Below are 23,274 nucleotides of genomic sequence, written 5' to 3'. Positions count from 1 at the left end.
GAATACATTGTCGCGCTGGCTTATGCAGCTCGCACAAACCGTCATTGCGACGAAGAAAGCAATCCCATGTTTTGGCATCGGAATGTTTGAACGATGAACTATGAATGATGAATGCATTTCTGCGCACACGCAGTTGCATGGCTCGCACACCGTCATTGCGAGGAACGAAGCAATCCCATGTTGTGGCATCGTAAACTTCTGCCTAACGATGAACTATAAATGATGAATGCATTTCCGCGGACACGCAATTGCATGGCTCGCGCACCGTCATTGCGACGAAGGAAGCAATCCCTTGTTTTAGCATCGGGAATCCTTTGCAACGATGAACTATGATGCATGGTCGCGCACGAAGCGTTATGCAGCGCGCACACGTCGTCATTGCGACGAAGGAAGCAATCCCATGTTTTGGCATCGGGATGTATGAACTATGAATGTTGAATGCATGGTCGCGCACGTAGGGTTATGCGGCTTGCAAACATCGTCATTGCGACGAAGGAAGCAATCCCTTGTTTTAGCATCCCAAGTTTGAACGATGAACTATGAATGATGAATGCATTGCCCCGCGCACGAAGTGTGATGCGGCTCGCACACATCGTCATTGCGACGAAGGAAGCAATCCCTTGTTTTGGCATCGGGATTTTTGAACGATGAACTATAATGCATTTTCGAGCACAAAGGGTTATGCGGCGCGCACACGTCCGTCATTGCGACGAAGGAAGCAATCCCTTGTTTTAGCATCGGGATGTTTGAACGATGAACTATGAACTATGAATGATGAACTATGAAAGCATTGCGTCGCACGAAGCGTTATTCGGATCGCGAACATCGTCATTGCGACAAAGGAAGGAATCCCATGTTTTAGCATCGGGATGTTTGAACGATGAACTATGAATGATGAATGCATGGTAGCGCACGAAGCTTCATTCAGCGCGCACACGTCGTCATTGCGACAAAGGAAGCAATCCCTTGTTTTGGCATCGGGAATCCTTTGCAACGATGAACTATGAATGATGATGCATGGTCGCGCACGATGCGTTATGCGGCTTGCGAACATCGTCATTGCGACGAAGGAAGCAATCCCATGTTTTAGCATCGGGATGTTTGAACGATGAACTTTGAATGATGAATGCATGGTCGCGCACGAAGAGTTATGCGGCTCGCACACATCGTCATTGCGACGAAGGAAGCAATCCCATGTTTTAGCTTCGGGATGTTTGGACGATGAATGATGAATGCATGGTAGCGCACGAACCGTTATGCGGCGCGCACACATCGTCATTGCGACGAAGGAAGCAATCCCATGTTTTAGCATCGGCATGTTTGAACGATGAACTATGAATGATGAATGCATGGTCGCGCACGAAGCCTTATGCAGCTTGCAACATCGTCATTGCAACAAAGGAAGCAATCCCATGTTTTAGCATCCCAAGTTTCAACGATAAATTATGAATGATGAATGCATGATCACGCACGAAACGTTATGCGGCGCGCACACATCGTCATTGAGGCGAAGGCAGCAATCCCAAGTTTTAGCATCCCCTGTTTGAACGATGAACTAGGAATGATAAGTGCATGGTCGCGCACGAAGGGATATGCGGCTCGCACACATCGTCATTGCGACGAAGGAAGCTATCCCAGGTTTTGGCATCGGGATGTGCGATCGATGAACTATGAATGATGAATGCATTTATTCGGCTTTGCACACAGCGTTATTGCGACAAAGGAACCGGGCTGAATAGCCTTACCCAAAGTACAAGAGTGCGACGCAACGATGTCAAAAGTACAACATCAGCCTGGCCCATAAATCTTTTCTTCGTGAACGACATCCTCTTTCCTGCGCACGCATCTTTGTCCGGGGTTTGCACACCGTTATTGTAAACAAAGCACTCGCTTATTGCGAGATCGTTACGCCCCGATACAACCGTTGGCCTTGCTGTGTTGGTGTTGTACTTTCAAAAGGATTACTTCACCGCCTCAACCCGGAAGTAATCAAAATCGCCATAACCTGAGTCGTTGATCTGGCCCTCCCGGGTACAGTACAGTCCTACCTTCGCGCCTTTCCAACGACCCACCTCGGCCTGGAATTCATCACCTGTTTGTGTAAATGTTGTTCCATCCAGGCTATAGCTAAACCGGCATTTAGCACCGCTGGTCACGACAACACGAAACCATGCCGTTCCGTTCGAAACCTTTGTAATCGACTTCTCTGTTTCCGGCTTGTGCCTGAGTGCATCCTTGCACAACGTATGCACGAGGTAGATACCGTCTTTTTTACTTTTCAGTGCAAGTCCCGCATAGCTGAAGCCCATTACCACCAATCCTGCTTTTTCATTTTCCAAACGGGTGTTTGGCTTAAACGTAAGTTTGGTAGTGACCATAAATTCATCCGCCGGAAACTTTTGCAACAGGATGTTGGAAGTGTTCCATAAATTTCTTGAGCTGTCATAAACCTCATCCGAATACAATCGCAACGAGCCATTGCTCACATTTAAAAATGACCAGGTGCCTTTCGGATTGGCTTGCCATTGCCATTGCTTTCCAGGGGTGAGACCATTGAATTCGTCGGTTTCAGCAGGGGTTTGTATCGGATAGGTTTTGCCAACATTCGGTTTTTTATACGTCAGTACCGGTTCACCTTTACCATCGCCATCTTTGTCCACTCCGATTACCGGCCAGTCGTTTACCCACTTCATCGGGTTAAGGTGCACAACACGTCCATATGCTTCTTTGTCCTGGAAATGCAGGAACCAATCTTCTCCGGTTTGGGTTTGCACCCATGCACCCTGGTGTGGTCCGTTTACGGTTGTTGATCCCTGCTCCATTACAACCCTGCGTTCATAAGGACCGTAAATATTTCTGGACCTGAGCACGACCTGCCAACCTGTTGATACACCACCTGCAGGAGCAAATATGTAGTAATAACCTTTGCGCTTATAAAATTTTGGGCCTTCAATCGTTGCATCCACTTCATGACCATCATATACGATTACACCTTCGTCAGTTACCCTTGTACCATCTGCATTTAGCTGCTTTACGGTGATAATGCTTTTAATGCCGGCACGACTACCCGCCCATCCGTGGACGAGATAGTTTTTACCATCATCATCCCAAAGCGGGCATGGATCTATTAAGCCTTTGCCACCTTCTACAAGTACGGGTTCGCTCCACGGGCCTGCAGCATTTCTTGCTTTAACGAGGTAAATACCAAAATCAGGATCAGGGTAATATATGTAGAACTCACCCTTATGATAGCGGATTGCGGGCGCCCATACCCCCTCACCATGTCGAGGTAATGCAAAGTGCTGAAAGGGTGTCAACCGTTTTAATGCATGCCCGATAATTGTCCAGTTTACCAGGTCTTTTGAATGCAATACAGGCAGCCCCGGAACGTCTTCGAAACTTGACGAAATCAGGTAATAATCATCCCCTACCCTTATGGCATCAGGATCAGAATAATCGGCGTTGAGCACCGGATTTTTAAAGGTACCGTTACCCTGGTCGGCAACCCATACTTTAGAAACGTATGGTACGGCCGTGGCAGCCAACGGAGTTTGCGCAGATCCGGTGAAAGCAAGCCCAATAAGCAAGGGGGCAAGAAATAATTTCATTGTTTATAATTTTTTTTCGGGACGAACAGTTGGCTTTTAATGAAGATGGTTGTGCCGCCCCAACTTGTTAGTGGCTCACTCACTTCTACGGCAACCCGATATGCGGCTATATTACATCGAACGAATCCAACCTGTGCCCTGGAAAATGTTTTCAAGTGTATATTCTTTAACTTCTTTGCGGCTCAGTTGCCTTGACCATTTTACGCGATCCTTTATGTTGGCGCCGGCGCCACGACTATTAAATTCAGCGTAGTAGGCGGTCTTTTCATTAAGGGGAATACTCCAGTTGTTCCAACCTGCAGGAACGATGTGTTCACCCATATCGGTATTGATAAAAACCGTTTTTGCATTCGGTCGCCACGGCCTGCCAAGAAATACTTTTTTTGCCGCGGTGTCGGCAATTAGCTTACAATCGAAAAAAACATAGCCATACTTTTTGCGGGCCGATGTAGATGCGGCGGTGATATAAGAATTGGTAAGACTCCTGATCGTACAGTCCTGGAAAACGGCTGTTGCCTCGCCGAAAATAAAGTCGGTTGTTCCTTCGATAAAGCATTCTTTATAGTATTGCCTGCTCCCGGTATTGGCTGTGTACAAGGTATCCTGGTTGCCCAATAACCGGCATTGTTTTATAATACAACGATCTGCTTCCACATGCAACGCCACAGCCTGCCCTACCCTGCCAGCCTTATTTTCGATGGTAAGGTTTTCGGCTGTAAACGCTTCACCCTGCACGAGTACGGTATAGGAAGTAAATGTGCTGAACTTTACCTTACCTGTCAGGTCTTTACCGGGATAATCTTTGCCCGAGTAATCACTATTGGTGATGATGGTATTTTCATTGCTTTCACCAACAAGGGTGATGTTTGATTTCCAGGAAGGGATAACCAGTTTTTCGTGGTAAACGCCTTTTTTGATAAAGATCTTTACTTCTACCTGCGAGAGATCGCGAACAGCATTGACTGCTTCTTGTATGGTTTTGTAATTGCCACTGCCATCCAATGCAACGGTAAGCGAAACGGGGTAGGTTGGCACCGGGGTGGTCTGCCCAATGGAAAGCACCGGCGATACAAAAGTCAGCAATAAATAAATGCATTTCAGCAGTCGGATCATAGTATAAGCTTAAGTGAGTTTATATTGGGTTGGCGGCAATCCATTAGTTGTTGTAACAAAGAATCATTCGGACGTCCAAGGCCATATATCTTTTCACCATCGTCCTTTTTATTTTACAATTTTCATTTTTCATTTTTAAACACCTTATCCAAAAACTTCACCGTCCATTTTACCGTTGGTTCAAACCAAGGGTGAAACAACCAGAATGGATGTGGGGTATCCGGTATCGTATGCACTTCGGTGTAAATGTCATACACTTTAAGCTTGCTGATCATATCGTCTCGACCGGCATGAAAGCGCGGAAGCGAGCTGTTGATGAACAATACAGGTGGGGTATTTCTACCGGCATGGGTCAGGGCTGAAGCTTCGGTCCATATGCCGGGTTTTTCTTCCCATGTGCCACCCAGCCACTCGGCAGCAACTTTTCCTTCAGCAGATTCGGGGTGTTTAAAAGCAAGCACACCATCAATGTCGATGATGGCCTGTACATCGCTGGAATGTTGCGGGTTTCCGCCATTACCTTCAAGCACCCGATCCTGGTTAGTGGTGCCTACAAGTGCGGCGAGTTGTCCACCTGCTGAAACCCCATGCGTTGCAATCTTTGTTGTGTCGAGGTTAAACATGGTTGCATTTGCGCGCATCCACCGGATGGCTGCTTTAATGTCGTGCACGGCTGCAGGGTATTGTGCCTCTAATGACAAGCGGTATTCAACTGCAGCAGCAACATAACCCCTGGCAGCAAGCTGTTGAGCCATCGGCACAGATTGCGACTTGTCACCCGACTTCCAACCACCCCCAAATATAAGCACTATACCAGGGTAGCCCTTCCTGCTTTTCTTCTGTGGGTAAAATACATCGAGCAGTAGATCGCGGCCCGGCGAACTAAATACAACGTTGGTTTTATAGGATACCCCTTTGGGCAATACAGGCTCAGCAATGCGAATGAAGGGGTACTTTTTTACTTCCTTCTGAAAAGCACTGTAAACGGTAAATGAGGTGTCGCGCGGTATTGAGCTTTGCGCACCCGCAAGGGCAGTAATGAACAAGGTGAGACAAACGAGAAAACTCCTCATTTAGCTACGATTATATTTGGTATATAGCCCATCTCTATCATCCATGCTTCGCACAATGTGGTCCACTGTTCGGTTGAGCCCGGGTTATTTCTTAAGGCAATGGCATGACCGCCCTGAGGAAAGATGTGTAAGCTGGATGGAATACTTTTATCGAGCAGTGCATTGTAAAGCAGCAGGCTGTTCTTTACATTTACCGACTTGTCGTTGTAAGCATGAACGATAAACGCGGGAGCAGTTTGCTGGCCTACCTGCAATTGCGCAGCGTATTTCCGGAGTTGTTGTTGAGTTGGGTTTTCTCCGAGGAGATTTTTACGGCTACCCATATGCGCATAGGTACTCATATCCACAACCGGAGATACCAGGATAGTAAAGTCGGGGCGAAAACCAACCTTATTTAAAGAGTCGCCAATCTTGGAAAGGTCAACTGTTTCATTTGCGAGAGTAATGGCGAGATGCCCACCTGCAGAAGACCCCTGTACACCAATCTTGTTTGTGTTAATCCCCCATTTTGTTGCATTTGCACGAATGATACGAAGTGCACGTTGTGCATCCTGAACCGGACCGATCTCACGTTGTACCAGGTCGGGTGAATTCGGTAGGCGGTAGTTCAAAACAAATGCACTAATGCCGATGGTGTTGAACCACTTTGCAAGTTGTATTCCACTGATCACGTAGGCCAGTCGTTCGTATCCCCCACCTGGACAGATTAATACGGCAGCTCCCTTGTTTTCCTGAGCTGACGGAAAGAAGGCATACATCCCGGGTGTGCCTACCCTGTAGACCCGTTCGTTTGCTATGCTGTCCGATAAATTTAAACCTTTTGAATTCGGCATTTTACCTTTCGGCCACAAGGGAATAAATTCCTGGCCGTTTGCTGTTGCACACCAGAGCAGAACAAGCGAACAGAGCAGGGATAAACTTTTCATTTAGGGTTGTGCAGGAATTATAAAATGAAATGATGAATGATAAGGCAACGTCGTTTAGTTAAGCCCTTTGCTGGCTTAATTCGCCCAGTAATGGTAAACAGTACAAGCCCCCGCCCGACCAAAAATTGGGGGCACGGCGGCGGCGATTTACAACTGAAAGACCGGGCTTGGACCATAAAGATTGCTGAGCTAAACGACATCGAATGATTAATCAACCAATTGGGCTATGCCTCACTTATTGGAACAGGATTCGATGTCACGTAAACGCCAGGTCTTTCACCACCTGATTAGTGGTTTATAATGGCACACCGCTGTAGCTATCTTTTAGCTTTTGTATTTTGGCCTCCAAGCAAACCATTCAGGTAAACTTCCACGTTGCTGTATGCCTTATCCATAGTATAAGCCATTGCATCTTTTGCGTCTTTTAGATTAAGCTTGTTACGACTTTCCCATTCGTCGGGCATTCCATCCTGGTCTGTGTCAACAGGTGCTTTTTCTGACTTTAATGCGGGCCATGCATTTAGGGTAAGCTCGTATGCTGTGCCATGCGGAAATCCACCTTGAACATCCACAAACCTGCCGGTACGGTTACGTACATCATTTACAATACGCGCATCCATGGTATCCCTGCGAAAGCTTGCCCCCGCCCCTTGCAATACCAGCTCATATGCATCAGTTGCCGATTGGGTTGTTACCTCAGCTGCAGGAAGCGGACTTGTAAGTTTAGCGGTTTGTGCGTCCGCGTCGGTGCCCTGGTTCATGGTGACCCCTTTCCAGTTATCGGCAGTAACTTCAGCCGAGCCGTCAACATAGTTGCCATTTACATGAAATTTGCCAAAAGGTATTTTGTCGGCCACCTTGTATGGGTTCACCACTTTGTATTTGGCGTCCTTTGAAGTAGATGGACCAGATTTGTAGTAGTTGTTAACCAGGTTGTAGTTGCCGCCTTCGCCCGCATAAACATTATTGTTTCCCCAGTTATAAATTACGTTGTTCCGGTAGTCGACGAACTCACTTGGGGCGTTACGAATACCATCGAACCTTGGGGTCCTGTTAACGCAATGGGCAAACAGGTTATGGTGTCCTGATGTATGACGACCACCCCATATGCCACCAAATCCATGGTGTTCATAGTCTTTATCACCCGTTTCAAAATGGTATGAATAGTTTAACGGTTCAGCAAGCAGGTTCCATTGCAGGGTTGTGCTATCGCCTGCATAAACACTAAACAATTCATCGGTGCTCCAGCTTACCGAACAATGATCGATGATGATATTGCTTCGTCTTGTTCCGCCAAAAGCATCGTCGCCGCCATTACCATCTACCATTCCGCCTTTCTGGTTTTTGTCGCCCATACGAAAGCGCATATATCGAATGATAATGTTGTTGCCACCAAGTGTAACCGGATAATCTGCCAGGCAAATACCATCACCCGGGGCAGAGTGGCCGGCTATGGTCAGGTCGCCGGGGAAGCTGAGTTTAGACTGGAGGTGAATGGTGCCGGAGACGCCAAATACCACGATTTTAGGGCCTTTTGTTTTTAATGCTTGCCGGAACGATCCCGGGCCATCATCATCAAGATTGGTTACCACTACAACCTTACCGCCACGACCACCCGTAGTGTATTTACCATAACCCTCAGCACCGGGAAAAGCGATAGGCTGAGCAAGCAATTGAAAGCTGGTAAAAAGAACGGAAAGCACAAAAGTAAGCCGGTAACCGGCAGAGGGATTTCGCATAGTCATACAATCGTAACGGTATTATTCAAGAAGTAAAACAGTAGGAATTAAAATTAGGCCTAACGGACCGCACAGTAGATTTTTTTTGTGCAATCGTTCCCAACACAAAATGTTAACGTGTTAAACATACAGCAGCCAGTCCCCACCTTTATTGCTGCTCTCCTGTTTAGATGGTCTTCCCTTAACGAGTTGGATGGCGCACATGGGAACGCCTCTTTCTACTTCAGCCTGGTGGCAAATTCGGAGAAGAAAGCAATGCCGTACACGTGAGCGACACCCCCGTCCGAACCGGTTCATCCGGGCGGGCGTCCGAACGGAGTTCATCCGGGCGGGCAACGACGGCAAATAGAATTTCCTCAGATGGTCCCCAAAGCAATTATCTTAAGTAAACGACATAGATCGTCGCTGATCGGATTTTAACTAAGTGCCATGGGATAATAAAACATATTTTGGAGTAGGGACAATCGGGTTTGCAAATTACTCAGCTTTGTTAGCCCGGACTGAAGCTGGTAGCTTCTGAGGGGTAGTTGTTGGACCGAATACGGTTATCTTCCCGTCCTGAACCTTCATACGATCTATAAATACTACCCGCTCATCGCCAGTTTCGGCAGTGCGGCCATGGTATACACAGAACATCTCCCCGTCTGCGGCATAGGTGATACTGTTATGGCCTGTGCCGGTGACAGACCCACCCGTACTAACGTTCTGTTGAAGTACGGGATTATCCGGGGCTTTGGTATATGGACCTAGCGGCGACTTAGCCGTGGCATAACCAACGGCGTAGTTCTTACCACCGAAGTGATTTGCCGAGTACATCATGTAATACAGACCATCTTTTTTAAAGGTTACCGATCCTTCCGTCCACCTGCGGTTTACCTCTTTGGTGGTAACCGACCTGCTTTCCCACTCTGCCTGTTTATCGGCCATACTAACCGGTGGTCTTAACAACAGCACGGGTTTTCCAATTACGCCCGAAAAATCCGGTTTCAGCTCGATACCGTAAACCCAACTTTCTTCAATCTCTTTGAACCAACCCTTCTTTTTTGCGAAGTCAGCAACTTCGCTTTTTACCGGGTGTTTGTAACAGCAACGTGAATAATACAGGTAGGTTTTGCCGTTGTCATCAAAATATACGTTTGCATCAATGATCGGGTAGCCGGGATCGAAAAGGGGTTTATCTTTTACATCAGTAAAGGGCCCTTCGGGCTTATCAGAAACGGCAACGCCGATCTTGAAATTCTCCAATTCGTTGGTTGGGTTCTGTTTCCATTGGGCGCTGTAGAATAAGTAGTATTTGTTATTTACCTCGTACACTTCGGGAGCCCAGAAGGAATGTACCCCCCACGAGTTCCCGGTATTGCCAAAGTAAACCTGGCCGACCGGTTTCCAGTTTACGAGGTCGGATGAAGCATAACAGGAAAACCCGTTTTTGGCGCCTGCACCGGTGCCATACATATAATAACGGCCATTGGTAAACAATACATATGGATCACCAAATTTAACGGGCAAAGGGTTGGAATAGGTGACGGGGGTTTGCGCTTTGGGAACGCTCTCCTGCCCGGTCGCACTTAAAAAAGAAAAGCCACCCAATACGCAGGATAATAATTGAAGATACTTCATGGCAATACATTAATCGTTCTGAAAGGTAAGCAACACGAACGATAAAGTAATTACCCGTAAAAACCTTACAGCGGTCGACCCTTACTTTTCTACAACGTATTGTACCCGTAGTTGCACATGGCAAATACGCCATTGCAATTAAATGCTTAAGAAGAGACATGGCTTAGTATTCCGAACAACTTGATGAACAATGCCTGCCCATTACCCTTTAACAAAAAAAGGTGCGAAGAACGCACCTTTGAAACGTATAACTACTTCCATCGCGGATCACCGGTGTTGGTTCTTCCCGGAAAAGTCAGGTCTGATATTTTGAAATTACCATTGTATGGATCCTGCCATAACTCGGTTGATTTACGGGAGTAAGGAGTAACATTCGGGATCGGGGAAGGTGTTGCTGCAATCAAGGTATAGTCAGCAGTGCTGTAATTATTGGCTGATTCAATGGCACCGGTGCCAATCCTGATCCCCCTGACTGCAATTGCCCCTGCGTTGCTTTTACCAACACCGAATATGTTGTTATTTATTTTCACACCGGAGCTTACATTGTTACTACCGGTTGTGTTATAATCCACCAAGTAACTGCCACCCTTTGGAGCCTCGTTGATCGTACAATATTCCACTTTCACCGAAGTAGAATTCGACCTGCTTACAATGATCACTTCTGCTTTGTATATCGTAGAGTTGGTGATCGAAATGTTTTCTGCTTTACACGTTACATTATCTACGGTGATTACCCCATAATTCGAAAGGCTGTCAAGAATGGAATTGTTCACAACAAAATCGGTAATCGTAGTTGTTCCCGATTGTAGCCTGATCATACCCCTGAATATCTCCACCTTGCAATTCTCGAAACTAATCCGGCCAACAGCGGCGCTGTTTGTGGTGTTGAAAATATAACGCGAACCGAAGTTGTCGCTGCGGATAACCACATCCCTGAAGTCAATATATTCGATTACGCTACCTGCGGCAAAGTTGAAGTTGCTGGTGAAAAAGATGAGCGCCGGATCAGGTACCTGCAGGTCTGATCCACTGACAATCGTAACCGCTTTGGATAGGTTTATCGCTGATGCGATATTGTACGTTTCTCCACGCTTAAGCACTATTGTGCTGCCTGAAGGAATAAGCGGTAATGTATCTGCCAAAACACCGGGCCTTCCTGTAATGCTTCTGAGGTCAACAATATTACCGGAAAGGGGTGCCTTTGTTGTGTAATTTTCCCAACCACGAACGGTAGCACCACTATACAAATAAGCGATATAGCCTGTTGAGGCCACCAGCCCGGAAATCACTTTGAATTGGTTGGCAACATCTGCGGGTGTTAGCATCACTTCACGAACAAGTGTACTGTCAGTGGCTTTCAAAACCCGAATTCGGGTGACGGGTGCACCGCCATTTACCCAGCTTACCCGCAGCGCTTCTTCTGTAACATCGCTCGCAGACGGGGTGTTTAGAATAGTAGGAAACTTGAGTGTCTTTATTTCACCCAGGTTCGACCACCGGGAGCTGAATACACTATCCCCTGCATTCGCCCGCACTCGAACCTGGTACAGTTTGTCATATTGCAGGTTACGAACGGTATCCACCCCAACGGTCAACTCTTTAGATACATCAATCGTTTTAAAGGTATCACGGCTAAGCTGCAAGGTGTAGGAAGTGCTCCCTTTTATAAGTTGCCACCCTACCGCTATATTGTTCATCTCAACACTTAGTTGCCCGGCAATAACAGGGCGGAATAAACGAGCTGGTTCAGGCACGTCTGCTTTCCGACAGGCAACAACAAGGATGGCAGATAACAGGAGTGCGTTATAAATATTTTTAAAGCTCATACTGGCGTTCTTAATGTTTTTGTTTTTAGTAGCCGTAACCGTCATTCTTTAGTGTGCCCAGGCTGTTGGCAATAACCGAACTGTGAAGTGGCAGAATATACCTGACGGCTTTTGTTCCTGAAGGATCCTGGTAACCACGATACTGCCTTAAGATGTAATCCGCAGCACTATTTGTAGTGGTATTGTACAGCCCGCGCAGCCAGTTAATCCTACTAACACCTGTACTTGGGTCCAATACTGGCGGAGTGGTAAGCCTGGTATATTTGTTCAGGAAGATGATCTCACTTCCCACACGCCTGAAGTATAGATAATCAGGCAGGCTTGAATAGGCACCTACTCCTGCAACCGCATCGGCTCCCATCTGGGTCATTGCATTAATTGTTTCGGCTACTTTCTTTCCATAGAGGTTCCAGCGAGCGAGGTCGTATTTACGAAGGAACTCCCCGCCAAACTCCCAGGCGCGTTCGTTTACAATAGCGTTGAAAAACTGGTCCTTGCCGGCTGATACTGCACTGACATAAGCATCAACTTTCGACGCCCACATCGAAGTAGGAAACGCGCGTTGTCTTACTTTTTTTAATGCTTCCTGTGCCACCCCATTTGGTCCGGAGATTTCATTTTCCGACTCAGCGAGCATCAGCAGTACATCAGTGTAACGCATCAAAGGCCAGTTTACCCCTGTGCCTTTGGATGTTGAAGCACCAAGGTTTCCTGTGCGCAGTATCCGGTTCCATTTACCCATAGTTATGGAAGTTACCGGAACGGGTTGTTGAATCAGGTCCTTGTCGTACCCGATCAGCGAGCAGGTTGTATTCAGGCGCAAATCAGTGGTGTCAAACGAATGATAATAAGTTGGGGTCAGCAACATGGCAATGGTGGTAGAGCCATAGTTATGTGTTCCGGCGGCAACAGATACGCCGATGTTCCAGCCTACATCGCCTGCTCCCGGGGCAAATGCAACTTCGTAAAGCACATCGTCGTTGTTCACCTTAACCGACTTATTGATGTTCTCAAACACCTTGTCGAAAGGAGATAACTGGTGCGGCTTCAGCTGAACCAGCTTTTTGCAATACAGGTTTGCCGTATCGTAATAGCTCCTGAAGTCAGCTTTACGCTGCATACTCATATCGGGGTATAACCAGTAGCCTCCACGCATGAGGGATAGCCGGGCGATCATGCCCATAACGAACTCACGGTTAATGCGCTCAGTACCAAAGTCAAGTTGGTCGGCCCACATCATATCCGGCTCAGCAACAACCAGGTCGTGGATCAGGTACGAGAGGATGGTATCCCGTCCGGTTTTCGGCAGGTAGTAGTTATCTCCCGCTCTGGTTGCAGTAACCTGGAAGGGCACATCGCCCCAGTTATTTACCAGCAGGTAGTACCAGTATGCACGTAGTGTTTTTGCTTCGCCGATTAGTTGTTTCATTCCCTTCTCACCCGCAATAGAACTGCTCTGCAGGCCTTCAATACACTCATTCGCTTTATTGATGGCATTATACGCATTGTTCCATACAGATAGGATTTCACTGTTCGACGAAGTGGCCTCAAAAGACCAGATGTCTCTCCTTCCTCCGTCTGGGGCTGCAGCCGTACCGCCAACTTCAACATCGGTATTGCCGGCATAGTTAGTGGAAACCCGTGAGGTAAATGGATCACCGTTAAACAGTGCGTACACTGCATTCACGGCCTTTTTTGCATCAGCTTCTGTGCTGAATATATATTCCTGGTTGAACGACGAGGGTGTATCAGGCTGTAAAATCTTCTTGCACGAGATGGTCAAAGTCGTTACAATCGTCAGAACCAGGTATGCTGTTCTTTTCATACGGTTAAGTTTAAAATTGATCATTGCAATTAAAAGGTCACGTTTGCACCAATGGTAAAAGTCCGGCTCTTCGGATAGCCTGAGAAGTCAACCCCGGGTGTTAATGCAGTATAAGATCCGTTACGGGTTGCACTAACCTCCGGATCATAACCGGAGTACTTTGTCCATAAGAATGCATTGGTAACCGTTGCATATATCCTAAAGCGGGTCATGTGTATGCGCGAGATCAATGGTTTTGGTAACGAGTAGCCGATCGATACATTGTTCAGGCGAAGGAACGATCCGTCTTCAACAGCATAAGAATGAAACACCGGTGCAGCAGTACCCATGGAAAACGGCGACCAAATGGTAGCGTTCTGATTTAAGGTGCGCAACGCTTCGAGGTCGCTGACCAACCCACCATTTTCGTCAATGTATTTGAAGCGATTCGATGAATTCATGGTGTTCAGCATGCTTCCATAAGTTGTTCTGTACAACATGTTGAACTGTATCTTGCCGGTGTTGTAAACGTCGTTTCCAACAACGTAGTTAAAGAAGGCTGAAAAGTCGAAGCCTTTGTAAGTTCCGTTAAGACCAAAGCCACCCTGGTAATCCGGGAGTGCGCTACCGATGATGGTGCGGTCGTCTGCCGTGATCAGGCCATCTCCATTCAAGTCTTTCAATTTCAAAGTACCAGGTCTTGCAAATGAAGCAGGCGACAAACCACCACCAATGGTACCCAATAGTCCGCCAGCATCAGGAACACCTTTGTTCAGCAGGTACCGCCTGGTTACAGGGTCATACGATTGAAAATCGTCAACCGTATACATCCCATCGGTAACATAACCGTACATCAGCCCAACCGTCTCCCCAACAATGAGGCGATAGTCATCAATTGATTTCAGGTCAGTACCGGCCCAGTTGGAGTTAAAGGATTGCGTGGTGGGTCCGCCAAGGTCGTCGATCCTGGCTTTATTAACACCAATATTAAAGTTGGCAGATAACTGAAGGTCTTTAGTGTTTACCAACGTTCCGGTTAAAGCAAGCTCAATACCCCGGTTCGAGGTTTTACCCTGGTTACGGATCTGCGAAGTGTATCCCGTTTGCGGCGGTATTGCAGATTGCACCAACAAGCCAGGAGTACTGTTGTAGTAAACGTCAAGGGTACCCGACAACCTGTTTTTAAAGAGTCCGAAATCAAGACCCATGTTCCGGGTAATTGTGGTCTCCCAACGTATGTCCGGATTTACGAGAATGCTCGAAGCAGATCCCCAGTAAGCCTGGTTAACTTCACCAAAGCCGATCGGGCGGTTTGTCTGAATATTGAATACCCGGCGATAAAGGTCATTTGGTATCCGGTTGTTTCCGGCTTTACCATAACTCGCCCGAAATTTTAACTCCGATATCACGCGCGAATTTTTCATAAAGTCTTCGTCAGATACCCTCCATGCTGCGGCAAATGCCGGGAACATGCCCCATTGCTTACCAGGTGCAAACTTTAGTGAGCCATCATAACGTGCCGTAGCGGTTAAGATGTACTTTCCTTTATATTGGTAATTTGCGCGGCCAAATACCGAAGCCAGGTTGTCGCCGGGTCCTTCAAATGTTTGGAACTGATCCATTACGCCAAGCGCCATATTTGAAAATATGCGCTCGGGCAAAAGGTTTTCGGCAAAATTTTCCGCACGGGTATAATCTGTTGCCACTTTACCCGCATTAATCTCCTGGCCAACGAGGAAGTTCATATCATGATCTCCTTTCTTATGGCTGTACGTAAGGGTATTTGCCCAACGGTACGCTTCTGTGCGGTTGTTCCGAATCTCTCCTACCGGAAGGCTGTTACCATTCGTTTTCGACTCACCAGTCAGCGGACCATAAAAACGTTTGTTGTTTGCCCAGCGCAGGTCAATACCAAGCTCCGAACGGAACAGGAACTTCTTAGTAATGTTCCACGAAGCCCCGGCATTCATGTTAAAGGCCTTTGTTATACTCTTGCGGTAATCCTGGGCTGTAAGTGCCACCGGGCCTACAAGGCTTTTTATAAACTGCTCGTATTCGTCGTCCGTGGTTCCTGCAGACAGCGGGTCAAATTCAATCTGGTCGGCAAGGCCGTTGATTGGCCGAGTGGTAATCCCGTCGCCGATCCTTACACTCGATCCTCCTGAAGTACCTGCACCATCGATATTGGTGTTGGTATAACGGCTGGTCAGGTCGAGCTTGAGCCCTTTGTATAATTCGTGGTTTAGTTTAAAGTTCAGGTAGGTACGTTGGTAAGCCGAGCCGGGCTGCAGTCCCTGGTCCTTGTTGTTGCTCATACTAAAGCTCATCTTGGTTTTATCTGTACCACCTGTTATGCTCAGGTTGTGTTGCTGCGACTGTCCGGAACTCCCAAACAATACATCCTGCCAGTTTGTACCCACCTGGTTTTTGTATAATTCAAGATCTTCGTACACGCCAAAGTATTTCGAAAAATTGTCAACCTCTGCCTGGCTCCTGATCCTCGCATATTCATATTGAACAAGTGCAAATTCATAGGGCGATAAGACTTCAAGTTCTTTGGGCAATTGCCGGGTCTGAACAAAACTGTTAAACGATACGGTTGTTTTTCCGCCTTTAGCGCTTTTGGTGGTAATGATAACAACGCCGTTTGCACCACGTGCACCATATATAGCAGTCGAAGAAGCGTCTTTTAAAATGTCAATACTGGAGATATCGGTTGGAGCAATGTCGTTAATGCTTCCAACAGGAAAGCCATCAACAATATACAAGGGGGAGTTATCCTGGGTAACAGAGCCGCCCCCGCGTACCCTGATCACGATTTCAGCACCGGGTGCACCGTCGGTAGTGGTAACCTGCACCCCCGCAAGGCGTCCCGTCATAGCCTCAGCGGCACTGGACAATGGAATTTTCTCCAGCGTAGATCCAGCAAGCGATGCTGTTGCACCAGTCAGGTCTTTTTTACGAGCTGTTCCATACCCAATCACCACTACATCGTTTAATGTCGAGCTTTCCTGGCTCATCGTTACATCAAGGCTCGTACGATCCCGAACCGCTAGTTCAGTATTGGCAAAGCCAACACTGGAAAAAACAAGAACAGTATTATTATTTGGAACAGTAATGATAAATCTTCCACCCTGGTCAGTCAGGGTTGATGCCTTACCTCCCTTTACTGAAACCGTAACTGCAGCAAGCGAGTCTGAACTTCCTTCTTTGGTTACCCGACCCGAAACCTTCCGGCTCTGAGCGGTAGAGATGAAGCACACGAGTAGTGAGAAGAGTGAGGCAAAAACTTTTGATTTCATGATAACGAGCGTTTACGTTTATGCGGGTTCCGCAACAGTGAGTTTCGTTTCAGTGTTTTGGCTGCATTAATCCAAATAAAAAGCTGTTTCAATCGCGTGAAGGAGTACCCGATAGCGTAACGAGAATGTATTGGAGACAATCAGGGGAAGACAAGCAATTTCAACAGGTAAGCAATGCTACCGCAATTTTTTACAAATATCAGGTGATCAATGACCTTTATTTATGCAATCGTTCCCGCTGTCATCGGCAGTTGATGGCAGCGTTTATAGAACAAACGCAAATGTTCCCGGTTCCACCTCGCCCGGGGGTTTTCAGCCCCACTGCAAACCAGGGTTTTTTGGTAAACATCAACATATGTAGCCAACCATCCATGTCAGTATATTCCGGGAGGGCACCCTAAATGCTTTCCAGATCAACAATCACGATTTTTTTGGTACCCACAGCATATCATTGGGCGGCATCGTTGTTCGCCCATCTGACGCCATTCGGACGCGGGGACGCATTCCGTTTATTCGTACCAACATAATATCATTAGGCGCATCGTTGCCCGCCTGGCTGACGCCATTCGGACGCGGCGTCGGATTCCGTTTATGGTACCAACATGATATCATTGGGCCGCATCGTTGCCCGCCCGGCTGACGCCATTCGGACGCGGGGACGCATTCCGTTCATCGGCAAACCAATGTGGAGCAGAATGCTTCTACTACCCGATTGGGGCGAGCGATTTTTCAATGGGCTTGTATACGTCCTCGAGGAAGTTCAGCCACAGGAAAATCTGGCCAGGTCTGCGAAGAACATCAAACATCGCCGCTGGTTGACGCAAAAAAAAGCCGCCTGATTAAGGCAGCTTTTCTATAATGCTGTAATACTTAATACCATTAATAACCCGGGTTCTGCACCAATTGCTGTCGGTAAGCGTCCAGGGTCGTCTGGGTAAATGGAAACAGTTCACTTTTGTTAGGCGTAAAGAAATAGCCAATGGCGTCAATATAGTGTACCGATGTAGCACCTACGTTCAGGGTGTTGTTTGTTCTGATGAGGTCCTCACGCCAGTTCACCCGGGTCCAGCCTGTTGTAGAGGGCGGGGTTTGTGTGGGTGTATAAAACGATCCGTACCACTCAATATCTTCGGAACCCGCCGGGTTGCGCCAATACATATATTGTGGAAGGTTTGGATTATCCCTGAGTTCACGAAGCCTGCTCCTGACCTCCCCGGTGTTTGGCAACATCTTGGCGGCTAACAGGTTCCATCGTATCAGGTCATACTTGCGGATGGCTTCAAATCCAAACTCCAGGTAACGTTCATTTACGATTGCATTAAAGAAACCTCCTTTATCGGTGGGAATGGCACCTATCCGGCTTTCATTTCCGCGAAACGCCCTTCTGCGAACTTCAGTAAAGGCTGCCGTAGCAGCAGCGGTTGGACCGCCATTAATCTCATTTACGGCTTCTGCATACATGAGCAGCACATCAGAGAAACGGATCATTACCCAATTGTAGCCCAGGTTGAGCGCGCTTCCTGGTAAAGCTGGCACACGCCAGTCGCGACGATATTTTCCATCGGTTAAGGCGGTCAGCGCCCTTCCTGCTTTACGGTTGTCTGCATTAATTTGGTAGGTGGTTACTGTAACATCCCGACGGGTATCGATGGAGTCGAACGAATAGAAGTAAATCGGCAGGGCCATGATGCCCCCGCCACCAGGTCCAAACCTTGAAGCACCATTTACGCTGGGTCCGTTGTAGTTACCCATCCGGCTGTCGGAATTACTGTTACCACCACCTGCGCCAACTTCAAACAAGATTTCTCCAAATGGATCATAAGTAAACGAGGACACATTGCGCCAGATATTTTCGAAACTGGGGTTGAGGGTATGTTGATCTCTCCTGTCCATTAACTCGGCACATTCATCACGGGCAATCTGGTAATAGGTAAGGTAATCCGGCCTGCGTTCCATGGTTTTACTTTCGTTTCGCAGTGAGTAACCACCACGGAACAGGGCGAGCTTTGCGCGTAAAGCCTTTACAGCACCTTTGGTGATGCGCTCATTGCGGGGAACCTCCGTTCTCCAGGGCACGAGATCCTTGGCAATCGCCAGGTCCGCAAGCAATTTGTCGTAGGTAGAGTCCCTGTTCGCACGTTGGGTGTAAAGGTTGGTATTGGTATATGAAGGTGTCATAGGTGCAGGGACATCACCCCAGTTGCGGATCAATTCGAAATAGAACTGTGCACGCAGGGTCAACGCTTCACCATGAAGTCGGCGAAGATCCTTTTGTTCGGCAGCTGTGCCGTTTGTGTACTGCTGCATCTTAGGAATTTGCTCAATAGCCAGGTTAGCTTTTTCAACTCCCCTGTACAGCTGGTTGAAGGGATTGTTGAGCTCTGAATTGGTTAATAAGTTCTGGTACCTGCCGATACCCCGCCGGCCATTATCAAGGCCACCACTTACCATTCCTTCATCAGTGTCATATGGATAATATAAGTTGATGCGGATACCATAACCGTTATCACCTTGCAATTCGTCGTACACACCAAGCAGGGAGATGGTAGCATTGTTTACGCTGGAAAAAGCCTCCTGTATACCAATTGCTGAAACCGGTTCGATAGTCAGGTATTTTTTACAGCCAATACCCGAAGCCACCACAAACGCGAGGCATACAAAGGCAATATTTTTATATCGTTTCATGTTGATGAATTGAATGAATGGAATTAAAAAGTAACATTTATACCTACTACCCATGTTCTGCTGCGCGGGTATCCTGCAAAGTCAACTCCGGGTGTAAGTGGATCTGAACGTCTTGTACTCACCTCGGGGTCGAAGCCGGTATAATTCGTAATCGTTGCAAGGTTGTTTACCGTTCCGTACACACGTAGGTTTGAAATTTTCAAACGCTGAAGAGAGGGGGTTGGTATAGTATAACCCAGTGTAATATTATTTACCCTTAAAAACGACCCGCTTTCAACAGCATAGTCCGTCAGGAAAAACCGGTTACTGTTATTTGGTGTCCAGATTTTTGCGTTTGTATTTAAAGCTGCAAGCGCAACCGGGTCGCGGACCCAATTACCGTTGTCGTCGATATTTCTCCAACGATCACGCATTGAACCCAAAAGGTTGAGATTAGGAAAGCTACCATCGGTCCATTCGATTTTGTTTGCATTGTAAACCTTGTTGCCAACAACCCAGTTTACAAATACACTCAGGTCGAAATTCCGGTAGCTAAACTGGTTGTTCCAGCCACCCGTGAATTTTGGGTTAGCATTACCGATTACTGCCCGGTCTGAGTCGCTGTTGATGATACCATCACCATTAAGGTCCCTGATTTTGAGGGAACCCGGGCGAACCGGACCTGAAATAACATTTGAATTTGGTATCCCTGGTTTTAGCGTGTATTCGTTGGTTGTAGCATTGTAATTAAAGTCTTCGATCTTATAAAAACCATCCGTTTTAAAGCCGTACATCAGGCCAATGGGTTCACCTACTTTCACGAGATAGTCATCGGCACCATCGCTTCCCTGCCATCCTGCACTACGGGTTGTCTGTTGAATGGGACCAAGACTTTCGACCCTGTTCTTGTTGAAAGCGAGGTTGAAGTTGCTGGTCCAGGAGAAACTCTTTGACTGAACCGGGGTAGCACTGATTTGGAACTCGATACCCTTGTTTGAAGTTGATCCCGCATTCTGCAGTTGCTGCGAGTACCCTGAAGTTGGAGGGATATTTACCGACAATAGAAGCTCATTACCCCTGTTATTGTATGCGTCAATTGTAACCTGCAGCCTGTTGCGCAGGAACGACAGGTCGAGACCTATATTTTGAGAAACGTTGCGTTCCCAGCGAAGATTTGGGTTGGCCAAAGCTGCAGGCGCATAGCCGGTAAGTATCGAATGGTTTAGCGCGTACTGACCACTTACGTTGTACAGTTGCAGGTACAAAAGGTCACCGATCCTGTTGTTACCCGCTACACCATAACCTATTCTCACTTTGGCGTCGTTGATAAACTTCAGATTTTGCATAAACTCTTCCTGCGAAAATCTCCAGGCGAGTGTTCCGCTTGGAAACACCAGCGCACCATTTTCATAGCTAAATTTAGTTGACCGGTCGGTACGGAGGGTTGCTGTAGCAAGTATCCGTTTCATAAAGGTGTAGTTCAACTGGCCGAACAGTGAGAATATACGGTTAGGTGCGGCAACGTTGCTGGTTGGGTTTGGCTGCTGGAATGTAGATCCGGCAGGTGGAACACCAAGCGACAATCTTGCCAGCGCATTTTCGGGAGAAATCTCCGTCGGGAAAAACCTTACTTCCTGGAACAAGCTATTACCATTTGTTTCGTAAATCTCATGTCCCAACAGGAAGTTGAAGTCGTGTTTTCCACCAACATTGTTCCTTACATATTGCAGGGTATTTGACCAGTTGAGGGTAGTGGTATTCTGCTGGCCAACCTGTACAACCGGCTGTTGGTTGTAGTTTCGCGCAGTGCCGGTTACCGTACCATAAAATGAATTCTGACGGCCATTGGTTCTGTCGACTCCGAATGTTGTTTTAAAGGTCAGGTCTTTCGCCAAACGATAACTGAGGTAACCGTTTAGGTTGACTCCGTCGGTGTAAGACCGGCGGTATTCCTGTTGCGCAAGGATCAACGGGTTTGATATCTGGCCGGATAAGCGGAAGTATTCCTCATCGAATTCATCAACCGGAGGTGCGGTAGGTAAGTCGAGCGGTCGGTACTGTATGCTGTGCCGGAGCCGGTTTGTCTGGCGGGTACCGCTTGCGGTAGTGCCCGCTCCCCTGATGGTTTGGTTGATGTAACGCACGTTAAAACCTAACCTGAACCGGTCGGAGGCGCGGTGGTCGAGCTTGAAGTTGGCGAGCTTACGTGAAAAGCCTGACTCTACCAGGATACCTTCCTCCTCATTCGCAGTAAGACTCAGGTTAAAGGTTGTATTTTGATTACCACCACTAAAAGCAACGTTGTGATTTTGGTAGCCCGCTGTTCTCCCAAACATGGTTTCCTGCCAATCAAGAAACGGCACATTACGATAGTTCTGTAACGTATCCCATGTAGAGCCATATATTCTCTTAAAGGTGGCGGTGTCGTTGTTCAGCATCGCCCGCTCGTACTGCCAGTTCACAAATTCGTAAGGCTTCAATACATCCATCTTTTTAAAAATCTGGCGGATACCCGCTGACCCATTATAAGTCACCTGGGTTTTACCACTACGCCCAGATTTCGTGGTGATAATAACTACTCCGTTTGCACCACGGGCACCATAGATTGCGGTTGTTGATGCGTCCTTTAAAACGTCGACGGAAGCGATATCCTGGGGCGAAATCACGTTTAACGCGTTTTCGACCTGGATACCATCCACGATATAAATGGGGCTATTGTCCTGGGTAATTGATCCGCCGCCACGAACCCGGATAACCACTTCGGCGCCGGGCGAACCTTCGGAAGAAGTTACCTGTACCCCGGCCAATCTTCCGGTTAACGCCTCAGCCGCTGAACTCAGGGGAATATCACGCAGTTGCCTTGCGCCAACAGAAGAAACGGAACCGGTAAGATCGCGTCGTCTCACGCTGGTATAACCAACAACAACTACGTCGTCGAGGCTACTCTGCTCTTTGTGCATGGCTATCGTAAGCGGAGATGCGCCTGCATCATTTACTGTTTGTGCGCGGTAGCCAACAAAGGTCAGTCGTAGCGAAACTGATTTTCGCGTACCGGAAACGGGAATACGGAAAGCCCCGTTTGCGTCGGTGCTAACTCCCTGCCCTGTTTCACTGACCACAACGGATACCCCGGCTAGTCCCGCACGGGAACTATCGTCGATAACGGTACCTGTAACCACAAGGTTTTGAGCATGAAGAAACCCGGAAAGTAAAAAATAGCAAACACAGAGTAGAAAGGTGTTTTTCATTTAGCAAGCATTTACAAGTTGAAGCAAATAGGTAGTAACGAGAAGCATTACGCGGACTGAATGGTATGGTGATTTTTCGATCCGTTTAAGGTGAATCGCTAAAAAATCACGCCATTACAATGACCGGAAATCCAGCTTTAATGCCACTCTTAAGCTGGTTAGTTTTGGTAGGAATAATACGTTGGGTCAACAATGCTACAAACATTTTCCCAGCTGGAGCGCGTTGGGACTTTTTTTTCTATGCAATCGTTGCCGAAGTAATCAATGGTTTGATTCTGAAATCCACTTATGGGCCTAGCGAAGGACAGCATAGAGGATAGCATAAAAAAAACTTACTTTTAGCTTTATTCT

11 protein-coding genes are annotated in these 23,274 nt (G+C 47.4%); all 11 read right to left on the bottom strand.

What is annotated here, in order from left to right; genetic code table 11:
- Positions 1-1,961: 1,961 nt before the first annotated feature.
- Positions 1,962-3,608 carry a glycoside hydrolase 43 family protein gene (locus EXU57_RS04670; RefSeq protein WP_133267027.1) on the bottom strand — a complete coding sequence of 549 codons (1,647 nt, stop codon included), beginning with the start codon at positions 3,606-3,608 and terminating at the stop codon, positions 1,962-1,964.
- Between the two features lie 111 nt (positions 3,609-3,719).
- On the bottom strand, positions 3,720-4,721 hold the full coding sequence (locus EXU57_RS04665; protein WP_133267026.1) for a pectinesterase family protein: 1,002 nt from the start codon (positions 4,719-4,721) through the stop codon (positions 3,720-3,722).
- A gap of 122 nt (positions 4,722-4,843) precedes the next feature.
- On the bottom strand, positions 4,844-5,794 hold the full coding sequence (locus EXU57_RS04660; protein WP_133267025.1) for an alpha/beta hydrolase: 951 nt from the start codon (positions 5,792-5,794) through the stop codon (positions 4,844-4,846).
- Positions 5,791-6,720 carry an alpha/beta hydrolase gene (locus EXU57_RS04655; protein ID WP_133267024.1) on the bottom strand — a complete coding sequence of 310 codons (930 nt, stop codon included), beginning with the start codon at positions 6,718-6,720 and terminating at the stop codon, positions 5,791-5,793. Before EXU57_RS04655 ends, EXU57_RS04660 begins: the two co-directional genes overlap by 4 nt.
- A 317-nt stretch (positions 6,721-7,037) precedes the next feature.
- Complete coding sequence (locus tag EXU57_RS04650; protein WP_207955397.1) at positions 7,038-8,465, bottom strand: polysaccharide lyase family 1 protein; 1,428 nt, start codon at positions 8,463-8,465, stop codon at positions 7,038-7,040.
- Positions 8,466-8,936: 471 nt separating this feature from the next.
- Positions 8,937-10,079: a glycoside hydrolase family 43 protein gene (locus EXU57_RS04645; RefSeq protein ID WP_133267023.1), complete on the bottom strand. Its 1,143-nt coding sequence runs from the start codon at positions 10,077-10,079 to the stop codon at positions 8,937-8,939.
- 251 nt (positions 10,080-10,330) lie between these two features.
- Positions 10,331-11,905: a DUF5123 domain-containing protein gene (locus EXU57_RS04640; protein WP_165958032.1), complete on the bottom strand. Its 1,575-nt coding sequence runs from the start codon at positions 11,903-11,905 to the stop codon at positions 10,331-10,333.
- A 25-nt stretch (positions 11,906-11,930) separates the two neighbouring features.
- Positions 11,931-13,730: a RagB/SusD family nutrient uptake outer membrane protein gene (locus tag EXU57_RS04635; protein WP_133267021.1), complete on the bottom strand. Its 1,800-nt coding sequence runs from the start codon at positions 13,728-13,730 to the stop codon at positions 11,931-11,933.
- A gap of 29 nt (positions 13,731-13,759) precedes the next feature.
- Complete coding sequence (locus EXU57_RS04630; protein WP_133267020.1) at positions 13,760-17,011, bottom strand: SusC/RagA family TonB-linked outer membrane protein; 3,252 nt, start codon at positions 17,009-17,011, stop codon at positions 13,760-13,762.
- A gap of 879 nt (positions 17,012-17,890) precedes the next feature.
- Positions 17,891-19,696, bottom strand: coding sequence for a RagB/SusD family nutrient uptake outer membrane protein (locus EXU57_RS04625; RefSeq protein WP_133267019.1), 1,806 nt, complete (start codon positions 19,694-19,696; stop codon positions 17,891-17,893).
- 23 nt (positions 19,697-19,719) lie between these two features.
- Positions 19,720-22,923 (bottom strand): SusC/RagA family TonB-linked outer membrane protein, encoded by a 3,204-nt coding sequence (locus EXU57_RS04620; RefSeq protein WP_133267018.1) that lies wholly within the window; start codon positions 22,921-22,923, stop codon positions 19,720-19,722.
- Between the last annotated feature and the right edge of the window lie 351 nt (positions 22,924-23,274).

It is taken from the genome of Segetibacter sp. 3557_3 (assembly GCF_004354985.1).
In the GTDB taxonomy this organism is placed as follows: Bacteria; Bacteroidota; Bacteroidia; order Chitinophagales; family Chitinophagaceae; genus Segetibacter.
Note: the sequence above shows the minus strand (reverse complement) of the source record. Positions and strands in the feature narration are given on the sequence as shown.

Coding starts and splice junctions, on each gene's coding strand:
- EXU57_RS04670 (WP_133267027.1), bottom strand. CDS start 3,608: ATGAAATTATTTCTTGCCCCCTTGCTTATTGGGCTTGCTTTCACCGGA.
- EXU57_RS04665 (WP_133267026.1), bottom strand. CDS start 4,721: ATGATCCGACTGCTGAAATGCATTTATTTATTGCTGACTTTTGTATCG.
- EXU57_RS04660 (WP_133267025.1), bottom strand. CDS start 5,794: ATGAGGAGTTTTCTCGTTTGTCTCACCTTGTTCATTACTGCCCTTGCG.
- EXU57_RS04655 (WP_133267024.1), bottom strand. CDS start 6,720: ATGAAAAGTTTATCCCTGCTCTGTTCGCTTGTTCTGCTCTGGTGTGCA.
- EXU57_RS04650 (WP_207955397.1), bottom strand. CDS start 8,465: ATGACTATGCGAAATCCCTCTGCCGGTTACCGGCTTACTTTTGTGCTT.
- EXU57_RS04645 (WP_133267023.1), bottom strand. CDS start 10,079: ATGAAGTATCTTCAATTATTATCCTGCGTATTGGGTGGCTTTTCTTTT.
- EXU57_RS04640 (WP_165958032.1), bottom strand. CDS start 11,905: ATGAGCTTTAAAAATATTTATAACGCACTCCTGTTATCTGCCATCCTT.
- EXU57_RS04635 (WP_133267021.1), bottom strand. CDS start 13,730: ATGAAAAGAACAGCATACCTGGTTCTGACGATTGTAACGACTTTGACC.
- EXU57_RS04630 (WP_133267020.1), bottom strand. CDS start 17,011: ATGAAATCAAAAGTTTTTGCCTCACTCTTCTCACTACTCGTGTGCTTC.
- EXU57_RS04625 (WP_133267019.1), bottom strand. CDS start 19,696: ATGAAACGATATAAAAATATTGCCTTTGTATGCCTCGCGTTTGTGGTG.
- EXU57_RS04620 (WP_133267018.1), bottom strand. CDS start 22,923: ATGAAAAACACCTTTCTACTCTGTGTTTGCTATTTTTTACTTTCCGGG.